Origin of the sequence: uncultured Boseongicola sp., assembly GCF_937988555.1 — a bacterium.
Lineage (GTDB): Bacteria > Pseudomonadota > Alphaproteobacteria > Rhodobacterales > Rhodobacteraceae > Boseongicola.
In genome coordinates, this window is the sequence record NZ_CALJXO010000190.1 from 14,598 (window position 1) to 35,452 (window position 20,855).

Genomic DNA, 20,855 nt, shown 5'->3' on the forward strand with positions numbered 1-20,855 from the left:
CGGAAAAGCGGCGATGTCCCGAGGCGAATAGCGATAAACGACAGTCTGCTTTGCGGGCGGCGGCTTGGCAAGCCTCATCTGACGACACCGGATGCACCGAGAAAATCTATCCGAGGCATACAAAATGCGCCCGTCACACGCCAATTCGTCGGAAATCTGGTTCAGGAGGGAGTGTTATCTGCCTCTAGCCGGAACGGCTTGCCTCGGCTGCGGCAAAGTAGCGGCGTCCAGAGGCCCCAAAAGTTGGCCCCGGATAGCCCGGCCGGTCCGCAAGGAAACCCTGCGGACCGGAAGAGATTACTTGACTTCGACTTCGGCGCCAGCTGCTTCCAGCTTGCCTTTGACTTCGTCAGCTTCTGCCTTGGAGACGCCTTCTTTGACAGCTTTGCCGCCAGCTTCGACGAGGTCCTTGGCTTCTTTCAGGCCGAGACCTGTGATTGCGCGGACTTCCTTGATCACGTTGATCTTGGAGGCACCAGCCGCCTTCAAGATGACGTCGAATTCTGTCTGCTCTTCAGCAGCATCACCCTCGCCACCAGCAGGACCGGCCACCATGACAGCGCCGCCAGCAGCGGGCTCGATGCCGTATTCGTCCTTCAGGATCGTCTTCAGTTCTTGTGCTTCGAGAAGGGTAAGACCCACGATCTCTTCAGCAAGTTTTTTCAGATCAGCCATTTTAATGCTTTCCGTTTCCTAAGATGTGTTCCAACGCGCAAGGTTAACCCCACGCGGGCACAAGGATTACGCCGCTTCGGCGCGCTCCTCGATGGTTGAGAGAATGCTCGCGATGTTAGAAGCAGGTGCGCCAATCGCGCCAGCGATGTTCGAAGCAGGTGCGCCAATACAGCCGACGATCGAAGCAATAAGCTCCTCACGCGACGGCATTTCAGCCACTGCCTTGATACCGGCGGCATCAAGAGCCGTCTCGCCCATAGTACCACCAAGGATTTCCAACTTCTTGTTGTCCTTGGCGTACTTTTCCATAACCCGTGCCGCAGCAGTCGGATCTTCGGAATAAGCAAGTACGGTCATTCCCGTCAGCAGTCCCCCAAGCGCTTCGCTTGGGCTTCCTTGAAGGGCGATTTTGGCAAGCCTGTTCTTGGCGACACGAATGGACCCCTCTTCCGCTCGCATACGCGAACGAAGGTCCTGCATCTCAGCAACCGTGATACCCGCGTAGTGGGCAACCACTACAACGCCAGAGCTTTCAAAGATTTGGCCGAGTTCCTCGACCACTTTCTCTTTCTGGGCTCTATCCACAGTTTCACTCCAAGTTTGGAGGTTTGACCCTCCGGCTCAACACGGGGGCAACTCATGCCACCCCACGGGTCCTTACGGGTCCTTCAAAATCGCGCCCTCAGTCTCCTGAAAACGTTATTCTTGGTTCCCGTCTCAGGTAGGAATTATGAGCTTTGCAAGATGCGCGGCTCACCCACCGTCTCGGACGAAATGTACGAAGAAGCTACAAAGCACCTTCCCCGGACGAGCGGTCCTTAGAGGGATTCTGGTGACTTGTGAAGGGAAAACTGAGGTTTCCCTATTTGCCAGAATTTGTATCCGTCTGATCCTGCGCGGCGAACGCCTCACCATAGCGGCGGCGCAAGCTTGGACTACGGCGACCAAAAACCGACCCCGCGATCGCCGCCCCCTCCAGAACCCAGACCCCGAAATCTGCCTGGATCTTGTGCCCACCCAGATACGTCATGCCCAGTTCCCGGCAAACCTGAGCACCCGCCGCTGTGCATGAGACTGTTCCAATTCCCCCGAGATAGATGTCACGCCGAGCGAGACCTTCCAGAAACGTGACGAAAGACGACAGCAAAAGCGGACTGGCGGCCTCATGCCCGGCGCGTACCACAAGCGCCGGACAATACCCGAAATACTCGCCCGGCAAGAGCGCGCGCCGCAGACGATCTACTTTCATATCCGACTCGCGATACTCCCCTGCACGAAACAACGCCTCGTCCTCTGGCAGCAGAAACGGCAAAGCCCACTTCGCAACAATCCTATCGCCTTCAAGAACCATCGCCCAGTGATCCCGGACGGCCATATACATCGGAACAAATGTCGCCCTCGAAGGGGCAAAAGCCTCTGGCAACTCCCCGAACTCGGCGTCAGCCATATCAAGCCCCGAGACAATCGCAGCCTCCAATGACCCGCCAAAGGCCTCGTCCAGAACGCTCTGGTCCAAAAGCCGGTAGCCGCGCCCGTGTCGCGCATGCTGCCGGATCTCCCAGTCTTCGCGACACGCCAGAATGTCTTCACGGCTCCAGCCAAGCGCGTCCGAAAGGCGCGGTTCAAGGTCGCCGCGAATAAAAGAAACCGATCGCTCATATTTGCCAATCGCGTCGACACTGACCCCAAGCATCTCGGCCAGAGCCTCTTGGGTCATGCGTCCATTGCGCCCCGCAGTCGCCCGCCAAGCCCGCAATTTCCGCGCAAAGAGTGATGCAGTGGCCAATCAATCGCCCCTTGGACCGTTTAAAAGTCAGATCACAATGCCCTACGACCGCGCTCCCTGCCAAGGGACTTACGGGTGACTTACGGATAGATCCGCTTCTGGCGGGTGACAGCAGTGGGTCATCTGTCCCCGACCGCGCAAAGATGAAGCCGACACAGCCCAACAGCGGAGTTTCCGGATGCGCCTGCCCTTCACCATTTTCTCAGACGTCCTCTGCCACTTGGTTTCCATCACATGGTGCCGACCCACCGACAGTGCAAACCTCGCCAAGTCAGAGGAATGGCATCCAGTCAGACACCAAAACCGCGCAGGCTGGAGCGCGGAAAGACGCCTCCGCTATCCATCACGATAAACGATATCTGAATTTGGACTTTGCACTTTGCTGGGCGGACCCTACCTGTAACCAGAGTTTTACAGGAGGAACCCTTTATGAAAACCGCAACTCACTACCTTGACGAAGCAAACACCGTCGTTCCGAAAATTTCGCCCCAAGACGGGATTTCCAAACATGCCGCAGGGAACACAACCTTCGTTGACGTGCGCGACGGCACCGAGATCGCGGCTTCCGGCACAATCGCAGGCGCCTTGCGTATTCCGCGTGGCATGATGGAGTTTCGCGCCGACAACACCCACGATCTGCACAATGGCGCGCTTAGCAAAGACGCCGACATCGTATTGTTCTGCGGCGCGGGCGGTCAGGCGGCTTTAGCCGGCAAGACAATGAAGGACATGGGCTATAAAAACGTGTCGAACGTCGGTGGGTTTGCGGCATGGAAAGAAGCGGGCGGTCCCGTCGAAGACTGATGTGCGCTGCCTTGCGGCATCACAGTGATGAGGGGGCTCGTCTGCCCCCTCAAACTCCCCCGAGAGTATTTTAGCCAAAAAGAAATCAGCGAAAGCTGGCGTAGGGAATGTAGCGGACAAGATCGCCTTCTAAGATCGTCCGGGCTTCGTCGCCAATTTCAACCAGACCATCTGCCCAGCCGAGGCCGGAAATGCGGCCTGACCCTTCAGAATGGAACACCTCGGCCGCGCCTTCGGCGTTTATTCGCGCCCGCAGGTACTCCCGCCGCCCCGGCTTTTTGATTTTCCCAAACGCCGCAGGCACCATGAAGCCTTGCGGCACGCGCCAATCCTCGCCGCCCATCAGCCCCAATGCAGGCCGTGCAAAAATCATCGTGCAGACCAATGCAGCGACAGGATTGCCCGGAAGCGCAAAAACCGGGACGCCACCCCACATCCCAAGCGCCAGGGGCCTGCCCGGCTTTAATGCGATACGCCAATCATGCCGCACACCTGCGTCGCCCAAGGCCGCCGAAACGTGGTCTTCGTCCCCAGCCGATGCGCCACCAGAAGTAAGGATGACGTCAACCTCTCCCGCCGCGGCATCAAGGCGCGCAATGACCGCCGCCCGGTCATCGCCCACATGGCCAAGGTCAACTGCCGCCATCCGCCAATCCGACAAAAGCGCCAACAACATGGGACGATTTGCGTCGTAAGTGCGCGCCGGATCCTGCGTAGATCCCGGGGCGACGATCTCGTCACCTGTAGACAAAACGCCAACACGAAGCGGGCGGAACACAGATAATTCAGTCACACCGGTTGCGGCCAAGAGCGCCAGCTCGGCAGGCCCCAACCGACAGCCGGCCAGAACCGCCACTTCGCCCGCCTCCACGTCTTCACCCGCACGGCGCGCATTCGCACCAGCCTTCACCGGCCCTTCAAAAGCAACCCGTGCGCCGTCGGTCGTCGTGTCTTCTTCAAGCACCACAGTATCAACGCCGTCCGGCAAGATCGCGCCGGTCAGAATACGGATCGCAGAACCTTGCGGAACCACGCCGTCAAAGGCCGCCCCAGCCGCCGCGCGACCATCGGCCAGCGGCAAAATCTGGTCCCCTGCTCCCGTCACGCTATGCGCAAACCCATATCCGTCAACCGCCGAATTCGCGGCCGGAGGGTTCGCGCGAAGCGCCACAGCGTCTTTCGCCAACACACGCCCCAATGCCTCTGAGGACGCGCAGGTTTCAATGCGCGCCACCGGCACCAAAGCCGCGCGCAGCCGCCCCAAAGCATCATTAACCGGTGTCCAGTCGACGCCGGGCGGCAGGGCAAAGCAATCGTTCTTCAGGCGCGGCGGCTTAAGCATCTGATCTCTCGTCAATTCGTCCAACCGATCCCCATGACCGCTTCCCAAAATCCACGCTTCTTCCCGCGCAACATCAGGCACATCCATCCAAACAGCCAATTCGTCTTGCGGCAAGCGCGACAAGGCCACAGATAAAAGCTGCACCTGCGCGCGATCCCGAATGACATCTCCCGACCGCCGCACTGCACGGTCCACCAAAGACGGCCAAATCTCAGCCAAAACCACGGATGCCGCGCCACAGTCTTCAAACGGCCAGACCGCAACCCCCGACATCTGGCGAAGCCGCGCCATAACTGGCAACCCCATCAATACCTGACCCCCAACGGTCGGCGGAAACGCCAGTTGAAAGCAACTTGACGCAGACTGCGCAACCACATCCGTCGCGCGCTTTTCCGCAAACCCGTCAAAGCGGACGTCCACTTTGCGGTAAGGAACGCCGGGGTTGCGGTCCTTGGCGTGCTTCCCCCAAAAAGGCCCCAAAGCCGGGAACAACGCGTTGATCGCCTCGGCAATCTCGAAGCGATTGTTCTCACCGGATGCATCGTCCCTGATCCGCGCCTCAAGCCAGTCCCAAAGCACAAAAGGATCATCGCTTCCGGTCACACAGCGCGCAAACCCGGACGGATACCCGAATGGAAAATCAAACGTCGCCAACACCCGACGCCCCGCTGCGTTTTCATCCACGAAAAAGGTGCGTAACCAAGTCTCCGCCTCAAGCCGACTGCGCAAATAGACAGGCTCGTCCGAAACACCGTCCCGAGCGATCCCCGCCCAGATCGCGTCTTTCTGAGGTCGCGCCGATTTTGCACGCGCCGCCGACCAGTCCATCACCAGAACCGTATCGAACCGGCTCACAACGCCAGCTCAGCCATGATGAAATCTGCAATCGCTCCGGTGTCATTCAGATCAAATGCCGCCAAATCCCCGTGCGTCGCACTGCAATCCGACGCAATGGCCCGTACGCTTGGCGTCTCAGGCGCCAGCAACGCCATGCCCGTTTCGCCGCGATGGGCTTCGATCATGGCATGATCCGCCGTCTTGAAACCTTCCACCAAAACCAGATCAACCGGAGACAGCTTTGCAAGCAACGCGTCCAGATCCGGCTCGCCTGCACCGCGCAGTTCCGCCATCAACGCCCAGCGCTGAGCTGACCCCAACAGAACTTCGCTGGCGCCGGCCATTCGGTGACGATGAGAATCTTTCCCCGGCTGATCCACATCGAACGCGTGGTGGGCATGCTTTACAGTCGAAACTGTCAGACCGCGCCCGACAAATTCTGCCACAAGGCGCTCCATCAGCCCGGTCTTGCCGGCGTTTTTCCAGCCCACAACCCCCCAGATTTTCATGACAAGCGCCCCGCATAGCTTTCCGCTAAAACCAAATCTTCCGGGGTATTCACATTGAAAAAGGGATCAAAACGCCCAGTTGGGAAATCCGCCATCGCAGTGCCATATATGTCAGTCCACTGAACAACCTTGCGCACGCCATCCGCCAACGCGACCCGCAAATCCTCGCGCAATGCGACGGGCCAAAGCCCGAACGTCGGGTGCCGCCCATTGTCGGTGCGCGCCAAAGCGATAGGTTTGCCCGCAAGTTCGGCTGCCATCTGCAACCGGGGCACCAGATCGCCCGGAAAAAACGGCGTGTCAGCGGCGGCAGTCACAATATGATCAGCACCCTTGGTCGCCGCCCAATCTAGCCCCGCCAAAACCCCAGCAAGCGGCCCCGCAAACCCTTCAACCGTATCGCCAATAACCGGCATCCCAAACGCCGCAAACCGCGCAGGCTCTCCGTTGGCATTCAGACACAGTCCCGCCACCTGAGGCGCGAACCGATCAATCACATGGCCAAGCAGCGTTGATTGTCCAAGCCGCAACAAGCCCTTGTCACCGCCGCCCATCCGTGTCGCCTGCCCTCCCGCCAGGATCACGCCCAATGGTTGTTTCACGCGCCTCTCCAGTCATTCAGACGCGCGCGAAACTCTTTTGCGGTCAACCCCTCAGGTATCGCTGTATCCGGGATCGCGATCATCGACATGCCTGAGCGCAAAACCGTCGCGCCCTTCGCCTTTCGCACCGCATCAATCGCACCCCACTGGAACCGTCGTTCTGACACGTCGTCCCGCATGTCCATGCCGCGCGCATCAAAGCGCACCGAAATCTCGCCTGCCCGATCCCAATGCGTGCCAACGGTCCGGTAAAACTGCCGCATCCGGGTTCGCTGCAAATAGGCAAAGGCCGCAACCATCACAGCGGCCCCCAAGATACCGGCAACCACAAACGTTGGAGGCAACCCCGCCTTCCCGATAGCGCCCGCCAGGACCAATAGCCCAAGCCAGACCACCGCCCAGAAAACCGCGCGATGCAAAAACTTTACGGGCTGCACAGCGCTCCGCCACCAGCCAGTCATGGCGGCGGGCAACACCTTCGTGTCGAACCGATAGCGCAAGACTATCGCGTCAGTTTCGCCCCTCACATCACCATCCACGCTTCGATCCTTTCAATAAGGTCAGATCGACCGGCAACGCAAAATAGACATTGCCCGACGCCAAACCAATCGCGCTTTGTCCCGCAAGCACCCGATCAAACACGCGCCAGCCGAACTGACTGTCCGCCACATCCGCGCCAATGCGCACCCCGTCCAGGCCAAACGTCCAGACTTGTCTGCCGTCCTTCGCGGGCGACGCGTCCGACAAAGCACCCGTCAACCGGCGTACCGGTGCAAGGGCTGACCGCGTCCATACCCACGCCCCTGAGAACGCGGCAGCAATGCCCAACCACACCGGAGGCGAACGGCCAGTCACACCCAAACCACCAGACCCAGCGACAAAAGCGAGACTGTTCCTGCCCCAACCATCGCGATTACAGCCCGCCACCGCGCGTAAGTGAGTTGCCAGGTGTCCGCGTGCCCTGTGGCGATCATCGTCGCAATCTCAGCGCGGGCCTCTTCGGTGCCATAAACTTCAGCTGTAAAGTTATTCAAGCCTCGCCCCCCTTCCGGCGATGCTTGCGGTCTTCTTGCGCAGCGCCCTTGGGGTCTGCGTCACGGGTCAACCGCTCATTGCCCGAAAGGCACTGAAACCGCCGCCCGCGCATCCGTCCGATCAGCGTCAAACCGACCTGGCGCGCAATATCCACACCCCACGCCGTGAACCCCGACCGCGATGCCAGAACCGGTATGCCCATATGCGCACATTTAATCACCATCTCGGAGGTCAAACGCCCGGTGGTATAAAGTATCTTGTCCCCACCCGAAACGCCCTCGGCCACCATCCAGCCTGCGATCTTATCAACTGCATTATGCCGCCCCACGTCTTCCATATAAACCAGGGGTCGATCCCGCTCGCACAACACCGATCCGTGGATAGCGCCAGCCTCAAGATACAACGACGGTGTGCGGTTGATGCGGCCCGCCAAGGCATAAAGCCAGGAAGTCCGCACCTCGGCTTCAGGCAAAGTCAGCCCCTCAAGCCCTTCCATCATATCGCCAAAAACCGTCCCCACCGCACAGCCGCTGGTGCGCGTTTTCTTCTTCAGCTTGCCCTCATAGGTCGTCTGGCCATCCGTGCGCACAACCACCGTCTCCAGCTCTTCATCAAAATCTACGCCAACAACGGCCTCGCCGGGCGCCAACATACCCTGATTGTGCAAGAACCCAAGCGCCAGATACTCAGGGTAATCCCCGATTGTCATCGCCGTCACGATCTCCTGGCCATTCAGAAAAATCGTCAAAGGTCGCTCTTCGATAACGCCAAGATACGCCTCAGTCCCTGTCTCATCCACGCCCGAAAGCCTGCGCGTCAGCCCAGCGCGCCCCGGATCAGGCGCAATCAGATAATGATCAATGTCAGCACGAACCATGATTTGCGTCAGACACCTCCCCGCGATAAGCGCAAACCAATACTAGGACGCCTTCATGACCTCCACCACATCAAAATTCGCATTTGTCTCAGGCTTTTGGGCAGGACTGCCGTTTATCGCGGTGGGTTTTCCATTTGCGTTGTTTTTCGGAATTATCGCGACAGAAGCAGGCATGTCAGTCGCCCAAGCCATGGGTTTCACGATCATCGTGATCGCAGGCGCCTCGCAGTTTACCGCCGTTCAGCTCATGAGCGAAGCCGTCCCGGTCTGGAGCGTCATTGCCGCCGCCCTTGCCGTCAACCTGCGCATGGCGATGTATTCGGCAAGCCTTCAACCCCACCTCGCCACCGCGCCCCTTTGGCAGCGCGCGCTTGTGGCCTACATTAACTTCGACGCAAGTTACGCCATCAGCATCGCACGCTATGAAAAAGAACCGTCCCTCAGCGTGTCTGAGAAAGCCGCCTTTTTTCTGGGAAGCGTGTCGCTTATGACGCCGATTTGGTTCCTGGGGACTTATATCGGAGCCGTCGCCGGAGACCGCTTCCTCAACGGCTTTAACATTGATTTCGCGATGCCCATCCTGTTCCTCGCGCTTGCGGCCCCAATGCTCAAAACTTTGGCTCACCTCGCGGCTGCCGTCACCTCGGTTATCGCAGTGCTTGCGCTCTCCGGCATGCCCTCGGGCACCGGCTTGCTGCTTGCTGCTTTCATCGCGATGGCGGTCGGTGCCGAGATTGAACGGAGACGCGGGCGATGAGCTATACCGATGGCCAAATCTGGACGATCATCGCGATCATAGGTGTTGGCACCTATCTGATCCGCTTTTCGTTCCTCGGACTTGTCGGCAACCGCAAACTGCCGGAATGGGCCCTGCGCCACCTGCGCTACACACCTGTCGCGGTTCTTCCGGGTCTCGTGGCTCCACTGGTGCTAATGCCAAACCCGGTCACCGGCGAGGCCGATCCGGTCCGCATTGCCGCAGCCTTCGCCACAATAGTCGTTGGTTGGTGGCGTAAAGACATGCTCCCCAGCGTCATCGCGGGTGTCATCACCTACGGCGGCCTTCAATACCTTCTCTAGGTGCTTAAGGCCGCTCCAGAAAGACGACGTTGTGTCCCTTGTCGGCCGTCGCGTCGGTCACCAACTTTTCGCGCACGCCGGAAAGTCTGCCGAAATCTTTCGACAAAGCATTCGGGAAATAGCTGAAGCCAATGCCCTCAAAACCAGCAACGCCCGATAAAATCCGGGTAATTGCAAGCGAACACTGCGCCTTTGGAACTGCCCCATAGGCCTTCACAGCGACAAGCAACGCTTCTGCCTGCGCCGCTGTCACGTTCAACTCCTGAACCCGGACATTCCAGGCATCGCGCGCGTGGTAATCCACATATGCCGCCAGCGTACGGGGGGTCATACCAAAATGAACGTCATTGCGCTCGGGCGCGAACGGAACGTCGAACGTACCGGCAGGATCAAACATCACCCGCTCGGACCCGTTGATCAATAATCCCGAATGCCCACCAGATCCGTTCCGCGTGCTAACAACCGTAAACAACGTTACGCGCGTTGGTCCTTCATGGACATACGACGCACGCGCAACGGCGGTATCCGGCGCCCAGACAGGCTCGGCAGGGCCGCCACAGGCAGCAACCCAAAGCGGGAATAAAAGCAGGATCAGATTGCGGAGGACACGCACCCTCACGCCCACAAGATCAGGTATTGAAAATCGCGAGGAAGATCAGAACACAGATCGCAAAAATCGCGACGTTCTTTGCCAAGCGCATAAAGCCTGCAAAGGCTTTCTCCTGATCTTCGATATTCATGCTGCCGTGCTTATGTTCAGACATGGCGGTCTCTCCGGTTCCTGTTTGCAGGTGTGCTACCGCAATCAAACAGCTATGTCACGCAAGGACTAACACGACCGATGGCCGCACCTCACGCCTCGTCTAGCCCCTTGGCCAGATCAAACCCGATCCGTCGCGCAGGGGCTGCCTGATCCGGCTTCGGAGTGGCGCGCAACACAACATTCAACTGGGTCACATGCTGTACCAACTGAATACGCGCGCCTGTCCCGTCGGTCCCGTAAAATGTCACAATGTCGGGATCGAAATACCCAAGTCCTTCGATCCGAAGCACCCCCGCCCCGGTATCCGTTAGCCCCATCGCCACCTCTTGCTCACCGTCCAGCAATTCTTCGAAGTTCTTAATATACAGAATTAAGCGCTCGTAGGCCCATTCTGCCGGGGACTTTTCCTCGAAAGGTTTCTTGGTAATTGCATCCGGCAAAGGCGCGATTTCGGGTCCAGGGCGAGGGCCATCACCAGTGTACACGGCACGCCCCAGGCGCATCGCCGCCGCCTCGACATGTTCCGCCGTCGTCTCGATCTTGTTGTCCATCAGACATCTCCCCGAACTTGCCAAAGCCACGCGCCATCATCGCGACGCACCCGCGTCACGCGACCAGCATGCCAAAGATGCACGCAGTGCGCCATCGCCTCAACAAGCGCGAGCCCAAACTCACCGCCCCGGATATCGCGCTTGAACAGCGTGCGAAAACACTCAACTGCGGTGTGCGGCTCGACCAGAAACGCCGCCAGCCGCGCAAGTGCGCCCTCATGATTGGCGATCAACTGATCAAGCCTCGTCGAAAGACCGAAATAGGGCAGCTTATGCCCAGGCAAAACCAACTGATCTGGCTTCGAAAATGGCGTGAACCGCGCGCAGGACGCCATCCATTCGGCCACGGGATCGGCTTCAGGCTCGGTGGCATACAATCCTAAATTCGGCGATATCGACGGCAAAAACTGATCGCCCCCCAGCACAGCCGCCCCATCCTCGGACCAAAGCGTCAGATGCTCGGGCGCATGCCCATCGCCGGACCAGACGCGCCAGCCACGCCCCCCAAGATCGACCCGATCACCGTCCTTCAGGCGGGTATAGCCAAGCGGTAACGGCGCAACCGTATCGGCAAAATTAAAAGGCCGTTCGCGCAAACGGGCAGCCAGAATATCGGCAGGCATCCCGGCGCTCTCCCAGAAGGCAATCGTCTCGGAAGATGGCCGCTCTTGCACATCCAAAACCAACATCCGCGCTGTCAGCCACGCCGTCCGAGACGTCAGCAACGCGGCCCCGTGTTCAGCCATAAACCAACCCGCAAGCCCAATATGATCAGGATGATGATGCGTGATCAAAACCCGTGCGACCGGCTTGGACGCAAGCGGCCCGTCCAGCAGTTTTTGCCAGATAGCCTTTGTACGCCGACTTTGCATACCAGTATCAACGACGGTCCAGCCGTCCTTGCCGTCCAACACAAAGACATTCACATGATCAAGCGCCATGGGCAGCGGCAACCGGGCCCAAAGAATGCCGTCGCCAACCTCAGCGACCTCGCCCTCCGGCGGCGGCGTTTCAAACGGATAGCGCAAAGAGCGGGTAAATTCAGCCATCAGGCAAGTAGGTCATCCACACTCAGATCGTAAAGCCCCTTGTCGCCAATACGCACCTGCGCCAACAACCCGTCATGCTCGGGCAATAGGCGATCAATGTAAAACCGTGCCACTCCGGCGCGCGCACCTTTGCCACCCACAACATGCGCAGCCTTCAGGTGGAAATGCCCGCCCAAAACCCGCGCGAACGCCCGCAGGTATGGGACCGCAACGGCAAACCTCCCGCCTTGGTCCTGCGCAACCAACCACTCGGTCGTCTCACGCAAACTCTCCGCCGCACTCCACACCGCGTCGCCCAACTCGGGCAGCATTTGACGCGCAGCTTCGGCCCCGCCTTCGATCTCGTCCAAAAGCCGGAACGCTGCCTCGCCGCCGTCCATCATTTTGCGACCCACAAGGTCCATCGCCTGAATGCCGTTGGTGCCTTCGTAAATCGGCGTGATCCGCGCATCACGCAAAAACTGCGCTGCACCGGTTTCCTCAACAAAGCCCATGCCGCCGTGAACCTGCACTCCTTCGCAAGCCACCGCCACGCCCACATCCGATCCAAACGCTTTGGCAATCGGTGTCAAAAACGCAGCGCGCGCCATCCAGGCCGCATCGCCGGTTGCTGTTTCCATATCCAGTGCAACCGCACAGGCATAACAGATCGACCGCGCCGCAAAGATATCCGCCTTCATGCCCATCAGCATCCGGCGCACGTCCGCAAATTCAATGATTGCGCCCGTGCCACCCACCGCGCCCTGCTTGCGCTCAGACGCAAAAGCCACCGCTTTTTGATAGGCGGCTTCAGCCACACCGACGCCCTGAAACCCAACCGCAAGCCGCGCAGCGTTCATCATCGTGAACATGGCAGCCATTCCGCCGTTCTCAGACCCCACAAGCCAACCCGTCGCGCCGTCGTAACTCATCACCGCGGTCGGTGACCCGTGAAGCCCCATTTTATGCTCAAGGCTCACCACACTCAGCGCATTCGCAAGACCAGCAGCGCCGTTCTCATCCGGCAAATACTTCGGCACCATGAACAGGCTGATCCCCCGCGTGCCCGGTGCGGCATCCGGGAGCCGCGCCAAAACCAGATGGCAGACATTATCGACCAGATCATGATCGCCCCATGAGATGAAAATCTTCTGCCCCGAAATCGCAAACGTCCCGTCGCCATTCGACACGGCCTTCGTGCGCAACCCGCCGACATCGCTCCCGGCTTGCGGTTCGGTCAGGTTCATCGTCCCCGACCACGCGCCGGACAACAGCTTCGGTATATAAAGCGCCTTGATCTCGTCTGAGGCATGGGCGTCCAACGCTTGCACTTGCCCTTGAGACAACAACGGCAAAAGCTGAAACGACACACAGGCGCCCGAAAGCATCTCGTTCACTGCGAACTGAACCGTTTCCGGCAACCCCATGCCGCCCTGCGCAACGGAGGCAGCAAGCCCGATCCAACCGCCTTCCGAGAAGGCCGCATAGGCTGCATCAAAGCCGGGAGTCGCCTGAACAACACCCTTCTCAAGCCGAGCAGGATACAAGTCTGAGGCACGGTTCAAAGGCGCTATCACCGCGTCGCACAGCTTGCCAGCCTCGCCCAAGACGGCCAAAACCGTCTCGGATCCAGCATCCGCAAAGCGTTCGGTCGCAACAAGTTGATCGTACCCGACCACTGCCGAAAGCACGAAATCTATGTCTGAAACTGGGGACCGAAAAGACATCCCGACCTCATCTGTCAGCTTGGCAATTTCCCTGTTAGGCGCTAAGCGTCCGCAGGCTCGCTGCAACACTGCGCGCAAGCAGCATGCGCCCACAACACGAACGCCGCGTCACAAAGGCGATAAATGAGCGAAACAGTAGAAACACGCATCCTCGGCACCAGCGACGCCGAGATTGCCGAGGCAGGCCAAAAACTCGGCCGCGGCGAACTTGTGGCGTTCCCAACCGAAACTGTCTACGGCCTCGGTGCGGATGCAACCAACGACAAAGCAGTGGCGCGCATATTTGCTGCGAAAGGCCGGCCCAGCTTCAATCCGCTGATCGCTCATGTCCCCGACATCGAAACAGCGGAACGCCTGTGCGTCTTTAGCCCGGAGGCCCGTTGCCTTGCCGAGGCTTTCTGGCCCGGAGCACTGACCCTGGTCCTGCCCCTTAGACCGGGTAATGGCATCTCAAGACTGGTCACCGCAGGAGGCGGCCACCTCGCCCTACGCATGCCCGCCGGAGACGTCGCAACCGCCATTTTCAAAGCCGCGAAGACCCCAATAGCGGCCCCTTCCGCCAACCCGTCGGGCCGCATCTCCCCCACGACAGCTGATCATGTCAAAGCAGGCCTTATGGGTCGGATAGACGCTATCGTCGACGGCGGCCCCTGCCCCGTCGGCGTCGAAAGCACGATCATCGGCTTCACAAATGGCGCCACTCTTCTGCGCGCTGGCGGCATCCCGGCAGAGGCAATCGAAGCCTGTCTCGGCACAATGCTGAGACCCCCCGCTGCGGACGCAGCCCTGACCGCACCGGGCCAACTGGCCTCGCATTATGCCCCCGGGGCCGCCGTGCGCCTGAATGCGCGAACAGCGGGTGCGGATGAAGTTCTGATCGGCTTTGGAACCATCGCGGGAGACTTTTCGCTGTCGCCGACCGGAGACCTTGTCGAGGCCGCCGCAAACCTCTTCCGACTGCTCCACAAGGCGGATGCAATGCGCAAACCCATCGCCGTGGCGCCCATTCCCGAAACGGGCCTCGGTCGCGCGATCAATGATCGCCTAACCCGGGCAGCAACACCTCGCGATTGACTGCTTGCACCGCCTGACCGCGAAGGGCTGTCTGCCCCCTCGCGCTCCCCAGAGAGTACTTTCCCCAAGAAAAATCGAGGGCGCAAAGGTTATCCCCTAGCACCCTCTTGAGAAGTTGCCTTCTCCTTGGGCGGTGATCGGCGCTCCCGCCTGTACTGCACGAACAATGCCAGTCAAATTGTCTTTCCTCTAAGCCAAAGCGTTTCGCTGTTGACTTGAGACTTTGAGGGGTCCCCTTCGGTTATGTTTGTGCTCCACCCTTTTCAGCAGGAGGAGTACATGACCAAAGCCCTGTCGATGGGTATTCGCAATCGGTTCCGGCGCTCCGCTGAGGAAGGCGGGACCGTTCAGATCATGGAACACCCAGACCTTTATCGCCGGATTGACGATAGATGGCCTGATCGCACCGTGGGTTATTAAAGGGGGCCCTTTTCATGCATGTAAACAAGCACTGCCGGGCAGTGAACGGGCGGATTGGCCTTTGAAACTTACAGTCGCACCCAACGTACAGCCGCTCTGAAACCGCGCCCGGTCGTGATCCTCGACACCCTCGCGCCTCACCTAAATGTTGCGGCGGCTCAGCCCCTGCAAGACAAGAGCCGCTGGGTCCTGTTTCTGCCACCATACAGCCCAAACCTCGACCCTATCGAAATGGCGTTCTCTAAACTGAAAGCGCATCTGCGCAGGGTCGGGGCAAGGACATTTGATCAACTCTTTGAAGCCATCGGCGATATCTGTGACATGTTCAGTCCGCATCAGTGCTGGACCTACCTTCAGACTGCTGGATATGCTTCAAATTGAACGCGAAATCACTTAAGATACTCTGGGATGACCGCCGAAAGGCGCGAAGGGCAGCGCCCCTATAAACACGCAAAAGCCTACAGGTTCTCCGACTGCATCATCCCCAGAATATGATATCCGCCATCAACCCGGATAATCTCGCCTGTGGTGAAAGCCCCCTGATCGGACGCAAGATACACAGCCGTTCCGCCCACAGCTTCAAGTGTCGCATTAGACCGCATAGGCGCGTTCATTTCTGTCGTCTTATAAGTCTTACGCGCGCCACCAATCGCAGCACCTGCCAGCGTCTTCATCGGTCCCGGAGAAATCGCGTTTACCCGAATGCCTTCCGGCCCCAGATCATTCGCGAGATACCGCACCGCCGATTCCAATGCCGCCTTGGCCACACCCATCACATTGTAATTCGGCTGCACCCGGTTCGAGCCCATATACGTCAGCGTCATAATCGACCCGCCGTTCACCATCATCGGCCGCGCACGCCGCGCCACGTCGACAAAAGAATAACACGAGATATCCAACGTGTTTTTTAAGTTCTCGCGCGAGGTATTGATGAACCGGCCCGTTAGCTCGTTTTTGTCCGAAAACGCAATCGAGTGAACCAGAAAATCCAGCGAGTCCCAGCGTTCCGCCAACACCCCAAACGCCGCGTCCAGCGAAGCGTCATCCGTCACATCGACATCTACCAGAATGTCCGAGCCCACGCTTTCGGCCAATGGCTCCAATCGTTTCCCGAATGCCTCGCCCTGATAGGTGAAGGCCAACTCTGCACCCTCGCCAGCCAGCGCTTTCGCGATCCCCCAGGCAATAGATCGCTCGTTCGCAACCCCCATCACCAACCCGCGCTTGCCCGTCATTAGTCCCGGCATCATGTCACCCGTGATATTTGCTCAACGCGAGCGTTGCATTCGTTCCGCCAAAGCCAAAGCTGTTCGACAAAACCGTATCCAGATCAGCGTTCCGCATTTCAGTCACGATCTCTTCGGGGCGCAGCGCCGGATCAAGCTCGGTCACATTGATCGACGGCGCGATAAATCCGCCCTCCATCATCAAAAGCGAATAGATCGCCTCGTGGACGCCCGTGGCCCCCAGCGAATGACCCGTCATCGACTTCGTTGACGAAATCGGCGCGTGCTCGTCGCCAAACACCCGGCGGACAGCCTCAACCTCGGTGATATCCCCCACCGGCGTCGATGTGCCATGCGCGTTGATGTAGTCAACCTTGCGATCACCTATTGTCGAGATCGCCTGCCGCATCGATCGCTCGCCGCCCTCACCCGAAGGCGCCACCATGTCGTAGCCGTCAGATGTCGCGCCGTAGCCGGTGACCTCGGCGTAAATCTTGGCCCCACGCGCTTTCGCGTGCTCCAGTTCCTCCAGCACAACCATGCCGCCGCCGCCGCCGATCACGAAACCATCGCGCGTCGCGTCAAACGCCCGCGCCGCATTTTGCGGCGTGTCGTTGTACTTCGATGACATCGCGCCCATCGCGTCGAACAGACAGGACAACGTCCAGTCCAGTTCCTCGCCACCGCCGGCAAACACAATATCCTGCTTGCCCATCTGGATCAGTTCCGCACCATTGCCAATGCAATGTGCGCTAGTCGAACAGGCCGACGTGATCGAGTAATTCACGCCCTTAATCCTGAACGGTGTGGCAAGGCACGCCGACACGGTCGATGACATGCAACGGGTTACCATGAACGGCCCCATCCGCTTTGGCGCGCCCTTATTGATCACCGCATCAAAGGCCGCGAAAAAGTTCGAGGTCGACGGCCCGCCTGACCCCGCCACCAGACCGGCACGCTCGTTCGACACCTCCGCCTCGGTCAATCCGCTGTCCGCAATCGCCTGCTCCATCGACAGATACGCATAAGCCGCCGTCGGCCCCATAAAGCGCAATTGCCGCTTGTCGATATGGTCCGCCAATTCGATCTGTGGTTTGCCGTGGATCTGACTGCGAAAGCCATGCTCGGCATATTCCGGCGCCGCAACGACACCCGATCTCCCAGCGCGCAGACTGGCTTCGACTTCAGAGGCAGAGTTTCCGATGGGCGAGATAATCCCGATCCCGGTGATAACGACACGACGCATGGGCGGTCCTTTTCTTTGAAGTGTTTGCGCTTAGTTTTCGGACAAAGCGACTTTCATATCTTTGACCAGATAGATGGTCTCTCCATCGGCCTCGACCCGGCCATCAGCAACCCCCATAGTCAAACGACGGGTCTGTATAGCCTTGGTGAAATCAACGTAGTAGGTCAGCATCTTGCGATCCGGTCGCACCATGCCGGTCAGCTTTACCTCGCCAACTCCAAGCGCATAGCCGCGCCCCTGCCAGCCGCGCCAGCCAAGATTAAAGCCCGTCAACTGCCACAGACCATCAAGACCAAGGCAGCCCGGCATAATCGGGTTGCCCGGAAAGTGACAATCAAAGAACCAAAGGTCGGGCGATATATCAAACTCAGCGCGCACATGGCCTTTCCCGTGCTCACCGCCATCCCCGGAAATGTCCGTGATGCGATCCATCATCAACATCGGAGGTTCAGGTAATTGCGCGTTGCCAGGCCCGAAAAGCTCGCCGCGCGCACATGCCAAAAGACCTTCCCGGTCGAACGATGTCGGATATCCACTCATGTCATCCCGCCCCTATCTCGTTATCTTTATTTCACTTTGTCACATAGTTCCTCGCCCATATCAAAGCCTTGGAATGTGGCGCAAGTGCCGAGATGGATGTGACATCAGTGTAAAACATCTGGATTTCACATTGAAACCAAGTGCAATGACACCCTATATTCTAATCAAACAAGGTGATTTTGATCTGATGGATACCGAAACCCAAACCCGCGTCACCGATTGGCTTGCAAAAGCTGACCTGCGCCCGACCCGTCAACGCCTCGCTTTGGCGTCGCTTTTGGTTGGCGACGGGCAGGACCGTCACGTCACTGCAGAAAGCCTCCACGCCGCCTCGCAATCCAGCGAGGACGCCGTGTCTTTGGCCACTGTCTACAACACGTTGCGCGCGTTTTGCGATGCTGGCCTTGTTCAGGAAGTCACCGTGGACGGATCGAAAAGCTACTTCGACACACGGACCGACGACCATCCTCACTTCTACTGGGAAGACGAAATGCGCCTGACAGACGCACCTGCCGATCAGCTTGAAATCCTGCGCCTGCCCGAAGCGCCCGAGGGCACCGAGGTCTCAAAGGTCGACGTGGTGATCAGGCTCCGGCGGCGCTAAAGCAGCCCCAGCAAAGACCAAAGCCTGCGGCCGCTGAAATCGGTGCTAATGCGCGTCTTCTCCGCGCAGCATCCGTAAGTGATGCGCACGATGGTGGTCCTGACTGGCCATCAACCCGAAAAATCCCAATCCCCTGATCCGTGCCGCAACGGCGGGATCATCGCTTGTGACAAGCAGTTCCACCGTATCTTCCTGGTCTGACACCGTCACGCTCCAGCGATCATCCGTCGCCAATTCGCCCGCATGTGCCGGCACCATCCGCCGCAAAGTCGCAAGCGTCGCGGCGTCTCCTCCGGCTACCGCACGAACCCCGTCTTCCAAGACTACCTCGCGCACCACCGAATGGGTCACAAGGCGGTCCATATCGACAAGGTGGTCGCGCAATCCGCGAACATCGACCGTCGACCACTCGGTGTCCGGATCGGCCTCCAGCAATCTGACTGCCTCCGATAAGGCGGCAAACGCCCCCTGTCCCGCCTCAGTCAAACCGGCGCCGCGAGCGCCCATCTCGCTCTGCGCGCCATGATCGGCGTGGTTCATCTGAGAATATCCAAATCCTGCGCTCGCAAGCAGGATGGAAAGGGCAATTATCGGGATCGATTTCATAGGAACCTCATTGGGTAAGTTGACATCATGCCTACCCGGCCCGCCGACAATCCAGTATGATATCTATCATGTCAGACTGGCGAAGCATTTACGACAACGCAGCCCCACGCGACCTCGCTAAAGGCGACACGCTGTTTCGGCGCGATGATCCTGTGAAATCGATGTTTCTGGTACGCTCCGGCGAGATCGCGCTGGAGAGGTCAATGGCGGACGGGACCGCGCTCACTCTTCATATTGCGACCGATGGCATGGCCGTTGCCGAGGCGTCGCTCTTTGCCGATACCTATCATTGCGACGCCGTCGCCCGATACCCGACAACCATTGCCACCCTTCCCCGCAACGTCGCCATGAATGCGTTCAGGGCCTCTTCTGATGCAGCTCTTGGGCTGATGTCAGTTCTTGCGCGTGACGTTCAGACCCAGCGAGCCCGAATCGAGATCCTTCGCCTGCGCCGGGTCGCGGACCGCCTTGACGCCTGGCTCGATCTTTACGGCCCACCAAAGGAAAGCGGTTGGGTTCGTGTGGCCGATGCAATCGGCGTATCGCAACCCGCACTTTACCGAGAGCTGGCCAGACGTCGAAGCAGTTCCTGACAGGCCCGCCATGACGGCCATGAACTAAACCCATACCAACCTGAACACCGTCACCACATGTGGTGGTCCGGAATGCGCGCGCCACAGGGCGCGCCGATGCAATTCCGACGTGATACGGACGTGCCGATCCCGCGCCAAACCCCTTGCTTTACCGCATCAACCTTTGGCGCGTGTTGCGCAACACCGCCCCGCGGCGGCCGTTGCAAAAACTCGCTCAGATCGGCTTAATCAGATCTGACCCCGCCGCCCGGTTTGAATTCACCGCCTGGTCCACCCGGTGATACGCCAAAGCATCTTCCGGCGCGGACGTCATCAAAGTCGCGGCACCTTTTCCAGCCTCGCCCAGCCACAACGGCCAGTCCTCGGGACCCAAAATCACCGGCATGCGGTGATGGATCGCCGCCACTGCCTGGTTGGCCTGCGTGGTCACAATCGCACATGTCACCAGCAGCGCGTCGCCCTTCTCCCAAACCTGCCAAACCCCTGCAAACGCAAGCGTTTCTCTCTCGCGTGAATGGATATACCATGGCAGGCGTTTACCCTCGCTGTCTTTCGTCCATTCGTAAAACCCAGTCGCCGGAATAAGACACCGCCGATCGCGCGCCGCTGCACGAAAGGCAGGCTTTTCGGCAATCGTTTCCGAGCGCGCATTGATCAACAAAGGCCCATCGGTCAAAGACTTGTACCAATGCGGCAGAAACCCCCAACGCATTGGCCGCAGCCGCCGGATGCCGTCCTCAGACGTCACGGTGTGCACCTGAACCGTCGGACAGACATTGTAGTTGGGAACGTTGGGCAAATCATTCGCCGGAACAGCTTCAAACAATGAAGCCATCGCATCGTCAGGTAATGTGATCGCAAATCGCCCGCACATAGTGATACTGCGCCCCGCCTGTTCCGAGCGGGGCGCCCTTTAGTTTCATTTGGCTA

General features: G+C 59.1%; 27 protein-coding genes and 1 pseudogene. 8 read left to right on the forward strand and 20 right to left on the reverse strand.

Annotation, left to right across the window (positions count from 1 at the left end; genetic code table 11):
* Nucleotides 1-297: 297 nt before the first annotated feature.
* The 3 genes from rplL to Q1B15_RS10475 form a co-directional block, all read right to left on the reverse strand.
* Complete coding sequence (gene rplL, locus Q1B15_RS10465) at nucleotides 298-675, reverse strand: 50S ribosomal protein L7/L12 (RefSeq protein ID WP_299753688.1); 378 nt, start codon at nucleotides 673-675, stop codon at nucleotides 298-300.
* Nucleotides 676-741: 66 nt separating this feature from the next.
* Nucleotides 742-1,260, reverse strand: coding sequence for a 50S ribosomal protein L10 (rplJ, locus tag Q1B15_RS10470; protein WP_299753689.1), 519 nt, complete (start codon nucleotides 1,258-1,260; stop codon nucleotides 742-744).
* Between the two features lie 277 nt (nucleotides 1,261-1,537).
* Nucleotides 1,538-2,461, reverse strand: coding sequence for a helix-turn-helix transcriptional regulator (locus Q1B15_RS10475; RefSeq protein ID WP_299753690.1), 924 nt, complete (start codon nucleotides 2,459-2,461; stop codon nucleotides 1,538-1,540).
* Between the two features lie 429 nt (nucleotides 2,462-2,890).
* Here Q1B15_RS10475 and Q1B15_RS10480 point away from each other — a divergent pair, with 429 nt between their 5' ends.
* Nucleotides 2,891-3,265 carry a rhodanese-like domain-containing protein gene (locus Q1B15_RS10480; RefSeq protein ID WP_299753691.1) on the forward strand — a complete coding sequence of 125 codons (375 nt, stop codon included), beginning with the start codon at nucleotides 2,891-2,893 and terminating at the stop codon, nucleotides 3,263-3,265.
* Between the two features lie 85 nt (nucleotides 3,266-3,350).
* Here Q1B15_RS10480 and Q1B15_RS10485 read toward each other — a convergent pair whose 3' ends face one another.
* The 7 genes from Q1B15_RS10485 to Q1B15_RS10515 are packed head-to-tail and all read right to left on the reverse strand — an operon-like array spanning nucleotide 3,351 to nucleotide 8,467.
* Complete coding sequence (locus Q1B15_RS10485; RefSeq protein ID WP_299753692.1) at nucleotides 3,351-5,462, reverse strand: molybdopterin-binding protein; 2,112 nt, start codon at nucleotides 5,460-5,462, stop codon at nucleotides 3,351-3,353.
* Nucleotides 5,459-5,953 carry a molybdopterin-guanine dinucleotide biosynthesis protein B gene (mobB, locus tag Q1B15_RS10490; RefSeq protein ID WP_299753693.1) on the reverse strand — a complete coding sequence of 165 codons (495 nt, stop codon included), beginning with the start codon at nucleotides 5,951-5,953 and terminating at the stop codon, nucleotides 5,459-5,461. The genes Q1B15_RS10485 and mobB overlap by 4 nt, the downstream gene beginning before the upstream one ends.
* Nucleotides 5,950-6,555, reverse strand: coding sequence for a molybdenum cofactor guanylyltransferase MobA (mobA, locus tag Q1B15_RS10495; protein WP_299753694.1), 606 nt, complete (start codon nucleotides 6,553-6,555; stop codon nucleotides 5,950-5,952). Before mobA ends, mobB begins: the two co-directional genes overlap by 4 nt.
* Complete coding sequence (locus Q1B15_RS10500; protein WP_299753695.1) at nucleotides 6,552-7,094, reverse strand: hypothetical protein; 543 nt, start codon at nucleotides 7,092-7,094, stop codon at nucleotides 6,552-6,554. Before Q1B15_RS10500 ends, mobA begins: the two co-directional genes overlap by 4 nt.
* Nucleotides 7,084-7,410, reverse strand: coding sequence for a hypothetical protein (locus tag Q1B15_RS10505; protein ID WP_299753696.1), 327 nt, complete (start codon nucleotides 7,408-7,410; stop codon nucleotides 7,084-7,086). The genes Q1B15_RS10500 and Q1B15_RS10505 overlap by 11 nt, the downstream gene beginning before the upstream one ends.
* Complete coding sequence (locus Q1B15_RS10510; protein ID WP_299753697.1) at nucleotides 7,407-7,589, reverse strand: hypothetical protein; 183 nt, start codon at nucleotides 7,587-7,589, stop codon at nucleotides 7,407-7,409. The genes Q1B15_RS10505 and Q1B15_RS10510 overlap by 4 nt, the downstream gene beginning before the upstream one ends.
* Entirely contained in the window at nucleotides 7,586-8,467 is an 882-nt protein-coding gene (locus tag Q1B15_RS10515) for a formate dehydrogenase accessory sulfurtransferase FdhD (protein WP_299753698.1), read from the reverse strand. The genes Q1B15_RS10510 and Q1B15_RS10515 overlap by 4 nt, the downstream gene beginning before the upstream one ends.
* Before the next feature lie 55 nt (nucleotides 8,468-8,522).
* On the opposite strand from Q1B15_RS10515, the gene Q1B15_RS10520 reads away from it, so the two are divergent.
* Together Q1B15_RS10520 and Q1B15_RS10525 are read left to right on the forward strand one after the other, a co-directional pair.
* Nucleotides 8,523-9,224, forward strand: a complete 702-nt coding sequence (locus Q1B15_RS10520) for an AzlC family ABC transporter permease (protein WP_299753699.1) — start codon at nucleotides 8,523-8,525, stop codon at nucleotides 9,222-9,224.
* A complete protein-coding gene (locus Q1B15_RS10525) occupies nucleotides 9,221-9,547 on the forward strand; it encodes an AzlD domain-containing protein (protein WP_299753700.1) in 327 nt (108 codons plus the stop codon). Before Q1B15_RS10520 ends, Q1B15_RS10525 begins: the two co-directional genes overlap by 4 nt.
* A 4-nt stretch (nucleotides 9,548-9,551) precedes the next feature.
* Here the strand turns inward: Q1B15_RS10525 and Q1B15_RS10530 are convergent, their stop codons facing one another.
* The 5 genes from Q1B15_RS10530 to Q1B15_RS10550 all read right to left on the reverse strand — a co-directional run bounded on the left by Q1B15_RS10530 (nucleotide 9,552) and on the right by Q1B15_RS10550 (nucleotide 13,616).
* Nucleotides 9,552-10,160, reverse strand: a complete 609-nt coding sequence (locus Q1B15_RS10530) for a hypothetical protein (protein WP_299753701.1) — start codon at nucleotides 10,158-10,160, stop codon at nucleotides 9,552-9,554.
* Between the two features lie 16 nt (nucleotides 10,161-10,176).
* Nucleotides 10,177-10,311 carry an aa3-type cytochrome c oxidase subunit IV gene (locus tag Q1B15_RS10535; protein ID WP_299753702.1) on the reverse strand — a complete coding sequence of 45 codons (135 nt, stop codon included), beginning with the start codon at nucleotides 10,309-10,311 and terminating at the stop codon, nucleotides 10,177-10,179.
* A gap of 88 nt (nucleotides 10,312-10,399) precedes the next feature.
* The gene (locus Q1B15_RS10540; RefSeq protein ID WP_299753703.1) at nucleotides 10,400-10,861 is read right to left on the reverse strand and encodes a DUF6173 family protein; all 462 of its coding nucleotides are present in this window, start codon (nucleotides 10,859-10,861) and stop codon (nucleotides 10,400-10,402) included.
* Nucleotides 10,861-11,910, reverse strand: coding sequence for an MBL fold metallo-hydrolase (locus Q1B15_RS10545; RefSeq protein WP_299753704.1), 1,050 nt, complete (start codon nucleotides 11,908-11,910; stop codon nucleotides 10,861-10,863). Before Q1B15_RS10545 ends, Q1B15_RS10540 begins: the two co-directional genes overlap by 1 nt.
* A complete protein-coding gene (locus Q1B15_RS10550; RefSeq protein WP_299753705.1) occupies nucleotides 11,910-13,616 on the reverse strand; it encodes an acyl-CoA dehydrogenase in 1,707 nt (568 codons plus the stop codon). Before Q1B15_RS10550 ends, Q1B15_RS10545 begins: the two co-directional genes overlap by 1 nt.
* A 123-nt stretch (nucleotides 13,617-13,739) precedes the next feature.
* On the opposite strand from Q1B15_RS10550, the gene Q1B15_RS10555 reads away from it, so the two are divergent.
* The 3 genes and pseudogenes from Q1B15_RS10555 to Q1B15_RS10565 form a co-directional block, all read left to right on the forward strand.
* Nucleotides 13,740-14,690 (forward strand): L-threonylcarbamoyladenylate synthase, encoded by a 951-nt coding sequence (locus tag Q1B15_RS10555; RefSeq protein WP_299753706.1) that lies wholly within the window; start codon nucleotides 13,740-13,742, stop codon nucleotides 14,688-14,690.
* 279 nt (nucleotides 14,691-14,969) lie between these two features.
* Nucleotides 14,970-15,110: a hypothetical protein gene (locus Q1B15_RS10560; protein ID WP_299753707.1), complete on the forward strand. Its 141-nt coding sequence runs from the start codon at nucleotides 14,970-14,972 to the stop codon at nucleotides 15,108-15,110.
* A 54-nt stretch (nucleotides 15,111-15,164) separates the two neighbouring features.
* A pseudogene (locus Q1B15_RS10565) lies at nucleotides 15,165-15,416 on the forward strand (transposase); the annotation flags it as partial.
* Between the two features lie 152 nt (nucleotides 15,417-15,568).
* Here the strand turns inward: Q1B15_RS10565 and Q1B15_RS10570 are convergent.
* Genes Q1B15_RS10570 through fabA form a run of 3 tightly spaced genes read right to left on the reverse strand, consistent with a single transcriptional unit; the run spans nucleotide 15,569 to nucleotide 18,122 of the window.
* Nucleotides 15,569-16,357, reverse strand: coding sequence for an enoyl-ACP reductase (locus Q1B15_RS10570; protein WP_299753729.1), 789 nt, complete (start codon nucleotides 16,355-16,357; stop codon nucleotides 15,569-15,571).
* A 4-nt stretch (nucleotides 16,358-16,361) separates the two neighbouring features.
* Complete coding sequence (gene fabB, locus Q1B15_RS10575; protein WP_299753708.1) at nucleotides 16,362-17,582, reverse strand: beta-ketoacyl-ACP synthase I; 1,221 nt, start codon at nucleotides 17,580-17,582, stop codon at nucleotides 16,362-16,364.
* Nucleotides 17,583-17,612: 30 nt separating this feature from the next.
* On the reverse strand, nucleotides 17,613-18,122 hold the full coding sequence (gene fabA / locus Q1B15_RS10580; RefSeq protein ID WP_299753709.1) for a bifunctional 3-hydroxydecanoyl-ACP dehydratase/trans-2-decenoyl-ACP isomerase: 510 nt from the start codon (nucleotides 18,120-18,122) through the stop codon (nucleotides 17,613-17,615).
* A 187-nt stretch (nucleotides 18,123-18,309) separates the two neighbouring features.
* On the opposite strand from fabA, the gene irrA reads away from it, so the two are divergent.
* Nucleotides 18,310-18,726, forward strand: coding sequence for an iron response transcriptional regulator IrrA (gene irrA / locus Q1B15_RS10585; protein WP_299753730.1), 417 nt, complete (start codon nucleotides 18,310-18,312; stop codon nucleotides 18,724-18,726).
* Nucleotides 18,727-18,771: 45 nt separating this feature from the next.
* On the opposite strand, the gene Q1B15_RS10590 is transcribed toward irrA, so the two are convergent.
* Nucleotides 18,772-19,332, reverse strand: coding sequence for a hypothetical protein (locus Q1B15_RS10590; protein WP_299753710.1), 561 nt, complete (start codon nucleotides 19,330-19,332; stop codon nucleotides 18,772-18,774).
* A gap of 68 nt (nucleotides 19,333-19,400) precedes the next feature.
* Here Q1B15_RS10590 and Q1B15_RS10595 point away from each other — a divergent pair, with 68 nt between their 5' ends.
* Entirely contained in the window at nucleotides 19,401-19,925 is a 525-nt protein-coding gene (locus tag Q1B15_RS10595; protein WP_299753711.1) for a Crp/Fnr family transcriptional regulator, read from the forward strand.
* Nucleotides 19,926-20,139: 214 nt separating this feature from the next.
* On the opposite strand, the gene Q1B15_RS10600 is transcribed toward Q1B15_RS10595, so the two are convergent.
* A complete protein-coding gene (locus tag Q1B15_RS10600) occupies nucleotides 20,140-20,799 on the reverse strand; it encodes an SOS response-associated peptidase (RefSeq protein WP_299753712.1) in 660 nt (219 codons plus the stop codon).
* Nucleotides 20,800-20,855: the final 56 nt, after the last annotated feature.